The organism is Streptomyces sp. NPDC056527 (genome assembly GCF_042794475.1).
In the GTDB taxonomy this organism is placed as follows: domain Bacteria; phylum Actinomycetota; class Actinomycetes; order Streptomycetales; family Streptomycetaceae; genus Streptomyces.
Map to the genome: position 1 here is coordinate 1 of NZ_JBHTTQ010000013.1, position 11,296 is coordinate 11,296.

The window sequence follows — 11,296 nt, forward strand, 5'->3', positions numbered from 1 at the left end:
CGTCGTAGGACCCTACGACGCGGCCGCTCCGTGGTCGCTCACCGTACGCGGATCAATGCGCTCCGACACCGGTGAGGGACTTGACCTCCAGCTCCGCGTACTTGCCCTTGTCCGGCTCCTCCTTGGAGAGGAGGGAGCCGAGCCAGCCGAGCAGGAAGCCCAGCGGGATGGAGACGAGGCCCGGGTTCTCCAGCGGGAACCAGTAGAAGTCCACGCTCTTGAACATCGAGGTCGGCTTTCCGGAGACGACCGGCGAGAACAGCACCAGGACGACCGAGGAGATCAGGCCGCCGTAGATCGACCAGAGCGCGCCCTGGGTCGTGAACCGCTTCCAGAACAGGCTGTAGAGGATCGTCGGCAGGTTGGCGGAGGCGGCGACCGCGAAGGCGAGGGCGACCAGGCCGGCGACGTTCAGGTCGCGGGCGAGCGCGCCGAGCGCGATCGAGACGATGCCGATGAGGACGGTCGCCCAGCGGGCCGCGCGGACCTCCTCCTGCTCGGTGGCCTTTCCGCGCCGGATGACGTTGGCGTAGATGTCGTGCGCGAAGGAGGACGACGAGGCCAGGGTCAGTCCGGCGACGACCGCGAGGATGGTGGCGAAGGCGACGGCGGAGATGACCGCGAGCAGGATCGCTCCGCCGGTGGAGCCGGCGCCGCCGCCGATCTCCAGCGCCGCCAGCGGCGCGGCCGTGTTGCCGGCCTTGTTGGAGGCGATGATGTCGCTGTTCTTCAGCAGGGCGGCGGCACCGAAGCCGAGGACGATCGTCATCAGGTAGAAGGCGCCGATGATGCCGATGGCCCAGTTGACGGACTTACGGGCGGCCTTGGCGGTCGGCACCGTGTAGAAGCGGATCAGGATGTGCGGCAGGCCGGCGGTGCCGAGGACGAGCGCGATGCCGAGCGAGATGAAGTCCAGCTTCGAGATGCCGGAGACCCCGTACTTGAGCCCCGGCTCGAGGAAGGCCGAGCCCTTGCCGCTGTTGGTGGCGGCCGCGCCCAGCAGGTCAGAGAGGTTGAAGTCGAACTTCCACAGGATGAGGAAGGTGATCAGGAGCGTGCCCGCGATGAGCAGGACGGCCTTCACCATCTGCACCCAGGTGGTGCCCTTCATGCCGCCGATGGTGACGTACACGATCATCAGCACGCCGACCAGGGCGACGATGGCGACCTTGCCGCCGTCGCTGGTGATGCCGAGCAGCAGCGAGACGAGCACGCCCGCGCCGGCCATCTGGGCGAGCAGGTAGAAGATCGAGACGACGATGGTGGAGGTGCCGGCGGCGGTACGGACGGGGCGCTGGCGCATCCGGTAGGCGAGGACGTCGCCCATGGTGAACCGGCCGGAGTTGCGCAGCGGTTCGGCGACCAGGAGCAGGGCGACCAGCCAGGCGACGAGGAAGCCGATCGAGTACAGGAAGCCGTCGTAGCCGTAGAGCGCGATGGCGCCGGCGATGCCGAGGAAGGACGCGGCGGACATGTAGTCGCCGGAGATCGCGAGACCGTTCTGGAAGCCGGTGAACTGGCGGCCGCCGGCGTAGAAGTCGGCGGCGCTCTTGGTCTGGCGGCCGGCCCAGACGGTGATGAAGAGCGTGGCGACGACGAAGGCGCCGAAGAGGGTGATGATCAGCGTCCGGTGCTCGCTGGTGGCGCTTTCCGCCGCGAGGAGAAGTGTGCTGCTCACGCGTCGGCCTCCGGGTGCTCCATACGGGACTTGATGGCCTCTGCCTTGGGGTCGAGGCGGTTCGCCGCGTGCCGCGAGTAGAGCCAGGCGATGAGGAACGTGGTGGCGAACTGGCCGAGGCCGAGGACGAGCGCCACGTTGATGTTGCCGAAGAGCTTGGTCCCCATGAAGCCGCCCGCGTAGTTGGAGAGCAGCACGTACAGCAGGTACCAGGCGATGAAGGCGACCGTCAGGGGGAACGCGAAGGAGCGGTAGGTGCGGCGCAGTTCGCCGAATTCCGCACTCTCCTGCACCTCGACGAAGGCCGCTGTCGGGGGCTGGGCAGGGCCGGTGTGGGCGTCCGGGCCGCCTGGGGGCGGCGGCGGGGCTTCGGTAGCCACGGATTCTCCTCGCGACATCGGTGCGGTGGGCATGGACAAAGGGGCCTCGCTGGGGGGTGTGGGGAACGGCGCTCCCGACGGAGCGCCTCCCCTGCACAACGGCACGGAGAGCGGGGCGACGCGGTTCACCGCGAAACTTCTTTCTTCCTGGATATTCCTCCGGATCTGCATGAAGTCGTCTCAACTCATTGATGGGCCGGGAAGATCAGCGATAACTTCACTCGTCATGCACCTGCCCGTCCGCAATCCGCGCGCGGGCAGTACATACGGATGATGTGGAGAACCCATGGCTCATCTGGGATCGAGACGCGGCCGAGTACTCGCTCTGCCCGCAGGTCTCGCGCTCACGGCCTCGCTCGGCTTCCTTCCGACCGGCGCATCCGCCGCGGTGGTGAGTGACGCCCCGGCGACGACCGCCGTCTCGACGGACGGTCCCAAGCTGTCGTACGTCGTGAACACCGACGGGGGCCGCGGGACGGCCGCGTCGGTGAAGAAGGCGATAGCCGCGGCCGGTGGCACGGTGGTCATCTCCTATGACCAGATCGGCGTCATAGTCGTCCACTCGCAGAACCCCGAGTTCGCGAAGACGATCCGCAAGGCCCGCGGTGTGGTGTCGGCCGGTTCGACGCGCACCGCCCCGCTCTCCGTCCAGACCGACACCTCCGTCGGCGAGGGCGGCCAGGCGCTCACCGCGTCCGAGGCCACGTCCGCCGCGGCCAGTGCCACGGACGACCAGGACGCGCTCGAGCCGCTGCAGTGGGACCTGCCCGCCATCAAGGCGGACAAGGCCCACCAGAGGACGCTCGGCAGCAGAAACGTCACGGTCGGCGTCATCGACACGGGTGTCGACGACACCCACCCGGACCTGGCGCCGAACTTCGACGCCAAGGCGTCCGCGAACTGCGTGACCGGCAAGCCGGACATCACGCCCGGCTCGTGGCGTCCGAACCCGGGCGAGAGCGACCACGGCACGCACGTCGCCGGCACCATCGCCGCCGCCAAGAACGGCACGGGCATCACCGGTGTCGCGCCGGGTGTGAAGGTCTCGGGCATCAAGGTGTCCACCCCCGACGGCTTCTTCTACACCGAGGCCGTCGTCTGCGGCTTCGTGTGGGCGGCCGAGCACGGCGTCGACATCACCAACAACAGCTACTACACCGACCCGTGGCTGTTCGCGTGCAAGAACGACGCCGACCAGAAGGCGCTGATCGAGGCCGTCACGCGCGCCACCCGTTACGCGGAGGGCAAGGGCACGGTCAATGTGGCCGCGGCCGGCAACTCCAAGATGGACCTGGCCTCGGACGCCATCACGGACACCTCCAGCCCCAACGACACCACGCCGGTGAGCCGGGTCATCGACCCGAAGGAGTGCCTGGACTACCCGTCGATGCTCCCGGGCGTCGTCACGGTCTCCGCCACGGGTGCCAAGGACCTGAAGGCCTCGTACTCCAACTACGGTCTCGGGATCGTCGACATCGCGGCGCCCGGCGGCGACCGCACCGAGTACCAGACCCCGGACGCCCCGGCCGTCAACGGCCGGATCCTGTCCACCACGGTCAACGGCGGCTTCAACTACAAGGCCGGTACGTCGATGGCCTCGCCGCACGCCGCCGGTGTGCTCGCGCTGCTGAAGTCGACGCACCCGAAGGCCAGCCCGGCCGCGCTGAAGGCCATGCTGTACGCGCAGGCCGACGACCGCGCCTGCACCAACCCGTACGACATCGAGGGTGACGGCGTCGTCGACGCCGTGTGCGAGGGCGGCAAGAACAAGAACGGCTTCTACGGAGCCGGTCTCGTGGACGCGCTCGACGCGGTCCGCCGCCGGTAGTCACATAGCCGGCAGGCAAGCATGAGGAGGGGCCCTGGTGTGGTGCGCCACACCAGGGCCCCTTCGCGTGGCACTGAGTGCCATCATGCGTGCATGGACAACACAGTGCGCAGGGGTACGGAGTTGTTGTGGTCGGTCCTGGGCGGCGATCCCGCCCTGGTCGACCGGGTGTCGTTCGTCGGCACGTCGGGGCTGCTGCCCGCGCGGCTGCCGGTGATGGACCTGGCCCGGGCGACGGTCGCGGTCGCGGGTCTGGCCGCGGTGGAGCGTTCCGGGGCGCCCGGCACGGTCCGGGTCGACGAGGGGGCCGTCGCCACGGCGTTCGTGAGCGAGCGTCATCTCCGCGTGGACGGACGGGCGCCGGTGAACTTCGCGCCGCTGTCCGGCTTCTTCCGGGCCGCCGACGGATGGATCCGTACGCACGCCAACTATCCGCACCACCGGGCGGCGCTGGTGCGCGCCCTGGAGGTACGGGAGGAGTCGCCGGAGGCCGTCGGGGCGGCGATCGGGCAGCGTGGCGCCGAGGAGGTGGAGGCGGCCGTGTACGCGGCCGGGGGCCTGGCGATCGCCGTACGGACGCCGGAGCGGTGGGCGGCGTCCGAGCAGGGCCGGGAGGTCGCCGCACGGCCCCTGTTGACGCGGGAGCGGCTGGACGAGGCGCCCCCGCGGCGGCGTTCGGGCCCCCTCCGGGTGCTCGACCTCACCCGGGTCATCGCGGGACCTGTCGCGACCCGGACGCTCGCGCTGCTCGGCGCGGACGTGCTGCGGATCGACCCGCCGCGGAACCCCGAGCTGCCCGACCAGCACGCGGAGACGGACGTCGGCAAGCGGACGGCCGCGCTCGACCTGGAACGGCCCTCGGACCGGCGCACCTTCGACGAGCTCCTGGACTCCGCCGACGTCCTGGTCACCGGCTACCGCCCCGGCGCCCTGGACCGCTTCGAGCTCCGCAGGCCCGGTCTGGTGGTCGCGCGGCTCTCGGCGTGGGGCGACTACGGCCCCTGGGGCGAGCGGCGCGGCTTCGACAGCCTGGTACAGGCGGCGACCGGGATCGCGGTGGCCGAGGGTTCGGAGGAGAAGCCGGGCGTCCTGCCGGCGCAGGCGCTCGACCACGGTTCCGGGTATCTGCTCGCGGCGGCCGTGCTGCGGTCCCTGACCGAGCAGGACAGGGACGGCGGCACCCGTCTCGTCCGCATGGCGCTGGCGCAGACGGGGCACTGGCTGACGCACACGCTCCCCCGCTACGAGCCGGAGCGGTACCTCACGGAGACGGACGGCCCGCTGGGCCGGCTGCGGCATGCGCTGTCGCCCGTCTCGTACGAGGGAGGCCCGGCGGGCTGGTCGCGTCCGCCGGGCCTGCAGGGCGGGGACGATCCCTCGTGGCTCGGTGCCTGAGCGCCCCCGTGACGGCTACGGCTTGACGAGGACCTTCAGCGCGGTGCGCTCGTCCATCGCCTTGTAGCCGCCCGGGACGCCGTCGAGGCCGACCGTCAGGTCGAAGACCGGGGCCGGGTCGATGGTGCCGTCGAGGATGTCGGGGAGCAGTTCGGGGATGTACGCGCGGACCGGCGCCACACCGCCACGGAGCGCGATGTTCCGGTCGAACATGACGGAGAGGTCGAGCCCCGTGCCGCTGCCGTGCGGGACGCCGACGTAGCCGATGGAGCCGCCGTCGCGGGCGATCGCGACGGCGGTGCGCATCGACTGCTCGGTGCCGACCGCCTCGATGACGGCGTGGGCGCCCTGGCCACCGGTGAGTTCGCGGACGGCGGCCTCGGCGGCCTCGCCGCGTTCGGCGACGACGTCGGTGGCGCCGAAGGTCCGGGCGATGTCGGTACGGGCGGTGTGGCGGCCGAGGGCGATGATCCGCTCCGCGCCGAGACGCTTGGCGGCGAGGACTCCGCACAGGCCGACGGCGCCGTCACCGACGACGGCGACGGTCGAGCCCTTGCGGACACCGGCGCCGAGGGCGGCGTGGTGGCCGGTGCCCATGACGTCGGAGAGGGCGAGGAGCGCGGTCAGCAGGTGGTCGTCGGAGGCGGCCTCGGCGGGCAGCTTGACGAGGGTGCCGTCGGCGAAGGGGACGCGCACGGCCTCGCCCTGGCCGCCGTCGGAGCCGACGGTGCCCCAGAAGCCGCCGTTCGGGCAGGAGGTCTGCAGGCCCTCGGCGCAGTACTCGCAGGTGCCGTCGGACCAGACGAAGGGGGCGACGACGAGGTCGCCGGCCGAGAAGCCGGAGACGTCAGGGCCCGCCGCCTCGACGATGCCCAGGAACTCGTGGCCGATGCGCTGACCGGGCTGCCGGTCGGACTCGCCGCGGTAGGCCCAGAGGTCGCTGCCGCAGATGCAGGCGCGCAGGACCCGCACGACGACGTCCGTCGTGTCCTGGATCACCGGGTCGGGCACGTCCTCCACGCGCATCTCGAACGGGGCATGGATGGTGGTGGCGCGCATGGCGGACGGTCCTTGCTGTCAGTCGTTAGTACGACGTTCACCGTACTCCGCCTTCAGCGCTCCCGCGGTCAGCAGGCACTGCGCGGCGATGTAGGTGGCCATGACCCAGAAGTCGGGGGCGGGCAGCCGGGGCCATGCGGCGATCCCGGTCGCGATGAGCGTGTCGGACAGCAGGAACAGCGCCCCGCCCGCGCCCGCGGTGAGCCCCAGGGCGCTCGACCTGTAGGCCATGGCGGTGAGCAGGAGCGAGTAGCCGGCGACGGGGATCCGCAGCTCGGCGGGGAGGTCGGGCCACAGGAGCACGACGGTGCCGACGAGGACGACGGTGTACGCGATCCCGAGGGGGACGGACGTACGTCGTCGTGCGAAGAGCGCGAGGTAGCAGCCGTGGCCGGCGGCGAAGGAGCCCATGCCGGCGAGGAAGGCCCAGTCGGCGTCGGAGAGCAGGAGGACGTCCCCGCCCCAGCCGAGGAGCAGCGCGGCGAGCAGGAGCTTCGGGGCGCCCCGGGTGGCGGCGTACGCGGCGAGCAGCGGCATCAGCAGCGGCTTGGCGATCCGGTGCCCGAGCTCGGCGCCGGCGAGGAGGGAGACCAGGTCGACGGCGACGGCGAGTGCGAGGGCGACGAGGAGCGCGCGGGAGAGCGCGCTCGCCACGGCGGGCCGGGGCGCGGCCGCGGCTCCGGCGGTACGGGCGCTCACGCGACGGGCTCCGCGGCGGCGGGGCCCGCGGCATTGCCCGCGACGGGTCCGGGCGTGGCACCCGGCTGCCACCCCGGCCCCCGGAGGACCCGCCCGGCGCGCTCGCGCCAGCTGGTCGCGGCCCGTAGGTCACGGGCGATGGCGGCGTACTCGTGGGTGGCGACGCGCAGCGGGTTGTAGGTCTCGATGTTCTTGGTGAGCCCGAAGACGGGCTTGTCGGTCTCCCCCACCCAGGAGCCGAACATCCGGTCCCAGACGATGAGGATGCCGCCGAAGTTCCGGTCCAGGTAGCCGCCCTGCGAGGCGTGGTGGACGCGGTGGTGCGAGGGCGTGTTGAGGAGGTACTCGAACGGCCTGGGCAGCCTGTCGATGCGCTCGGTGTGGATCCAGAACTGGTAGACGAGGCTGGCCGAGGAGCAGAAGGCGAGGGCGGCCGGGTGGACGCCGAGCGCGATCATCGGCAGGTAGAACGGCCACGAGGTGGCGCCGGTCCAGGGCTGGCGCAGCGCGGTGGAGAGATTGAACCTGCGGCTGCTGTGGTGCACGACGTGGGAGGCCCACAGGATCCGGATGACGTGGTGACCGCGGTGCGACCAGTAGTAGAAGAAGTCCTGGGCGAGCAGCATCAGCGGGATCGTCCACCACAGGACGGGGACGCGGAGCGGGGTGAGCTCGTACACCGCGGTGTAGATCGCGACGATCGGGATCTTCCACACGAGGTCGAAGAAGAGGCTCCCGAGCCCCATGCCGATGCTGGTGGCGGCGTCCTTGGCCTCGTACCCGGCGGCGTCGTCGTCGGGATGGAGCCGGTAGCTGACCATCTCCACGACGGTCAGCAGGACGAACGCCGGTATGGACCAGAGCACGACATCGGGCAGGTTCGGCATGCCGATGACGGTAGAGGCGCGGTCGGGCCGCGACTAGACGCCGTTACCAACAAGTATGCGAGACGACTTGTCAGCAAGCTTTGGCACCTTCTCACAAGCCGCCCGTCACGGGGCCTCGTCAGACCCCGGCAGCCCCCAGCAGCGATCCCGCCCCGTACGTCACCCCCATCGCCAGTGCGCCGCCGGCCATGTTGCGCAGGACCGCTCGGGGCGGTGGGGCCGCGCCGAGGCGGGCGCTCCACCAGCCGGTGAGGGCGAGGGCGGCGAGGACGGAGAGGACCGTGACCCAGAGGCGGATCGAGGCGGGCGGGAGGACGATCGCGAGGAGCGGGAGCAGGGCGCCGATCGTGAAGGCGAGGAAGCTGGCGGCGGCCGCGTGCCAGGGGTTGGTGAGCTGGTCGGGATCGATGCCGAGCTCCACGCGCGCGTGGGCGCGCAGGGCGTCGCGTTCGGTGAGCTGCTCCGCGGCCTCGCGGGCGACCTCCGGGGAGAGGCCGCGGGCCGACAGCAGGTCCGTCAGCTCGGCGAGTTCGGCCTCGGGCTGTTCGCGCAGTTCGCGCCGCTCCTGGGCGAGGGCCGCCTTCTCCGAGTCGCGCTGGGTGGAGACCGAGACGTACTCCCCCGCCGCCATCGACATCGAACCGGCGAGCAGTCCGGCCAGGCCGGCGGTCAGGAGCGCGGCCCGGGAGTCGGTCGCTCCGGCGACGCCGACGACGAGGCCCGCGGTGGAGACGACACCGTCGTTGGCTCCGAGCACGGCGGCCCGGAGCCAGTTGAGTCGGGTGCCGAGACCGCCGCCGTGGGCTTCGTCGTGGGTGGGTGCTTCAGTCACCTCGGGAGGTTCTCACCCGGTCCGTCACCAGACACGGACCGACCCGCCCGGGGCGAAGGCGGGGCTCGTGGCGTCCGCGGGGACCTCCTTCAGGGGCTCGGCGATCTCCTCGACGGTCGGGCCGTGCACGGCCGCGAGGGAGTCCAGGAGCGGCAGGTCGAAGCCGTAGACCCGGGCCGCGTTGCCGCCGACCATCGCCGCGACCTCTTCCCTCGGCAGCCCCGCGTAGGCGATGCGGAGACCTTCGCGGGAGTAGGGGGTGGTGCCCTCGTCGTGCGGGTAGTCGCTGCCCCACATGATCTTGTCGAGGCCGATCCGGTCGCGCAGCGGTACCTCGTGCGGTCGCATGAAGCTCGCGCCGACGAAGCAGTTGTCCCGCCAGACCTCGCTGGGGCCCTTGCCCATGGACTCCGCGAGGCCCGCTCCGAACTTGGACTCGGCGGTGGCGGCCCGCGAGGCCGCCGCGACCAGGCGCGCGTGGTAGTAGTCCAGCATGTCCATGACCCCGGGGATCCAGCCCGAGCCCTGTTCGGTCAGGACGAGCTTCAGCTCGGGGTGGCGGCGGAAGGCGCCGCCGAAGACGAGGTGCCACAGCGCCCGGTGCGAGAACCAGGTCGTCTCCACCATGAACACGGCCCGGGCTGCCGGTTCGTCGCCGAGCGGGGGCGAGGCGGAGCCGCCGTGGTGATTGACGGGGACGTCCAGCTCCGCGCAGACCGCCCAGATCGGGTCGTACGTCTGCGAGTACAGCTCGGGTATCCCGCTGCCGGGCGGGGCGCCGGGCAGGAGGATCCCGCCGGTGAGGCCCGCCTCCTTGGTGCGGCGGATCTCCCGTACCGCCTCGTCGACGTCGTTGAGGAGGATCTGCGCCACGCCCGCCCGGCGGCCGGGCGCATCCGCGCAGAACTCGACCAGCCAGCGGTTGTGTGCGCGCAGCCCGGCCCAGCGCTGCTCGAACTCCTCGCGGCTCGGGGCCGGGGCCATCAGGGAGGCGGAGGGGAAGAAGGGCGGGATGGTGTTGGGGAAGACGACCTCCGCGACGATGCCGTCCGCCTCCAGCTCGCGCAGCCGCCGCCCCGAGTTCCAGTTGCGGTCGGCGGTGTCGGCGAGCAGGTCCTCGTACGGGTTGACGTAGCCGGCGGCCCAGGAGTCGAAGTCGTCGTGGTGCTTCTTCTCCAGGTACTGCTTGTAGTCGAGCAGGTCGGCTCCGGCGTGACAGTCCGCCGAGATGACGGTGTAGCGCTCCATCAGCTCACCCCCAGGGCGGGGAAGTCGTGGTCCGTCAGCCAGTGGCGGCCGACCTCGCGGGAGCGCGCCCAGGACGCCTCCACCGCGGTCTGGTCGGGCGACTGGCCGAGGTCGGCGGGGGTCGGGCCGATGCGGCGGGCGATGGGATCCAGCTTCCGGACATCGAATCCGAAGACCTCGGCGGCCGCGAGGCCCAGCATCCGGCGCGTCTCCGCCACCGGGATGTCGTGGAACGTGTTCCGCAGCCACGCGCGCGTGTTGGGCCAGGTCCCCTCCGGGTGCGGGAAGTCGGAGCCCCACAGGATGTTGTCCACGCCGATCTCGTACCGCTGCGCCAGCTCGCGCCGCTTGGTGTTGGTGGCGCAGACGAAGACCTGGCGGTCCAGGTACTCGCTCGGCGGCCGCTTCAGCTCCGCGAACGGGGACAGCTTCTTGCCGCCGTGCGCGCCGAGATAGAGCCGGTCCATGAACCACAGCAGGTTCGGCAGCCACCAGCAGCCCGACTCGGCGACGCCGAACCTCAGCCCGGGGTGCCGCTCGAAGACGCCGGACCAGAGCAGGAACCACAGCGGCCTGGCCGGCCACCAGGTCACCTCGCTGACGTAGATGCCGAGGTGGTCGCCGTACTCCTCGCGCGGCGCGGCGCCGGAGTGGGTGACCAGCGGCATCCCCGTCTCGGCGGCCGCCGCCCAGATCGGGTCGTAGCGCCGGTCGTGGTACGGCTCCTTGTCCACCCACATGGAGGGGATCATCAGCGCCCCGAGCCCCGACTCCTTGGCCCGGTGGATCTCGGCGACGACCTTCGACGGCTCGGCCGTGATCGGCAGCAGCGCCACTCCGCAGTGCCGCTCGGGGTTCTGTCCGACGAACTCGGCCAGCCAGCGGTTGTGCGCCTGCGCGCCCGCCATGCCGAGCTCCGGATCCTGGTCGCCGGAGAGCCCGAGGCCGACCCCGAAGGGTGCGGCGGTCTGGCTGTCGACGGCGTCCGCGTCGGGGAAGACGACCTCGGCCGCCACGCCGTCCCCGTCGAGCTCCTTGAGCCGCTGGGCTGCGTCCCAGCCGCCCCGCAGCCCTTCCTCGTTGTCGCTGAACCACTTGTTCGCGAACGCCTCGTTGCGCACCCCGAGCCGGGTCATGGCCTCGCGGCGGGCGTCGCGCCCGGCGAGGAACTCGTCGAAGGCGCGGTGGAAGCGGGCGTCCAGATAGGGCCGGTAGCGCTCGGTGGGCAGACCGGCGTGGCAGTCGGAGGAGATGATCAAGTACGGGTCTTCATGACTCATGGGGCACCCC

Annotated in this window: 10 protein-coding genes; 2 read left to right on the top strand and 8 right to left on the bottom strand. The window is 71.5% G+C overall.

Annotation, left to right across the window (positions count from 1 at the left end; translation table 11 throughout):
- Positions 1–52: 52 nt before the first annotated feature.
- Complete coding sequence (locus ACFQ7Q_RS09800) at positions 53–1,678, bottom strand: cation acetate symporter (protein WP_383551844.1); 1,626 nt, start codon at positions 1,676–1,678, stop codon at positions 53–55.
- Positions 1,675–2,058, bottom strand: coding sequence for a DUF485 domain-containing protein (locus ACFQ7Q_RS09805; RefSeq protein WP_383551846.1), 384 nt, complete (start codon positions 2,056–2,058; stop codon positions 1,675–1,677). The genes ACFQ7Q_RS09800 and ACFQ7Q_RS09805 overlap by 4 nt, the downstream gene beginning before the upstream one ends.
- A gap of 286 nt (positions 2,059–2,344) precedes the next feature.
- On the opposite strand from ACFQ7Q_RS09805, the gene ACFQ7Q_RS09810 reads away from it, so the two are divergent.
- Both ACFQ7Q_RS09810 and ACFQ7Q_RS09815 read left to right on the top strand, forming a co-directional pair.
- Positions 2,345–3,886 carry a S8 family serine peptidase gene (locus tag ACFQ7Q_RS09810; RefSeq protein ID WP_383551848.1) on the top strand — a complete coding sequence of 514 codons (1,542 nt, stop codon included), beginning with the start codon at positions 2,345–2,347 and terminating at the stop codon, positions 3,884–3,886.
- Between the two features lie 93 nt (positions 3,887–3,979).
- Entirely contained in the window at positions 3,980–5,281 is a 1,302-nt protein-coding gene (locus ACFQ7Q_RS09815; RefSeq protein ID WP_383551850.1) for a CoA transferase, read from the top strand.
- Positions 5,282–5,296: 15 nt separating this feature from the next.
- On the opposite strand, the gene ACFQ7Q_RS09820 is transcribed toward ACFQ7Q_RS09815, so the two are convergent.
- The 6 genes from ACFQ7Q_RS09820 to ACFQ7Q_RS09845 form a co-directional block, all read right to left on the bottom strand.
- Positions 5,297–6,340 (bottom strand): zinc-dependent alcohol dehydrogenase family protein, encoded by a 1,044-nt coding sequence (locus ACFQ7Q_RS09820; protein WP_383551852.1) that lies wholly within the window; start codon positions 6,338–6,340, stop codon positions 5,297–5,299.
- Between the two features lie 18 nt (positions 6,341–6,358).
- Positions 6,359–7,039, bottom strand: coding sequence for a lysoplasmalogenase (locus tag ACFQ7Q_RS09825; RefSeq protein WP_383551854.1), 681 nt, complete (start codon positions 7,037–7,039; stop codon positions 6,359–6,361).
- The gene (locus ACFQ7Q_RS09830) at positions 7,036–7,926 is read right to left on the bottom strand and encodes a sterol desaturase family protein (RefSeq protein ID WP_383551856.1); all 891 of its coding nucleotides are present in this window, start codon (positions 7,924–7,926) and stop codon (positions 7,036–7,038) included. Before ACFQ7Q_RS09830 ends, ACFQ7Q_RS09825 begins: the two co-directional genes overlap by 4 nt.
- Before the next feature lie 118 nt (positions 7,927–8,044).
- On the bottom strand, positions 8,045–8,758 hold the full coding sequence (locus tag ACFQ7Q_RS09835; protein ID WP_383551858.1) for a VIT family protein: 714 nt from the start codon (positions 8,756–8,758) through the stop codon (positions 8,045–8,047).
- A 24-nt stretch (positions 8,759–8,782) separates the two neighbouring features.
- A complete protein-coding gene (locus tag ACFQ7Q_RS09840; RefSeq protein ID WP_383551860.1) occupies positions 8,783–10,006 on the bottom strand; it encodes an amidohydrolase family protein in 1,224 nt (407 codons plus the stop codon).
- On the bottom strand, positions 10,006–11,286 hold the full coding sequence (locus tag ACFQ7Q_RS09845; protein WP_383551862.1) for an amidohydrolase family protein: 1,281 nt from the start codon (positions 11,284–11,286) through the stop codon (positions 10,006–10,008). The genes ACFQ7Q_RS09840 and ACFQ7Q_RS09845 overlap by 1 nt, the downstream gene beginning before the upstream one ends.
- Between the last annotated feature and the right edge of the window lie 10 nt (positions 11,287–11,296).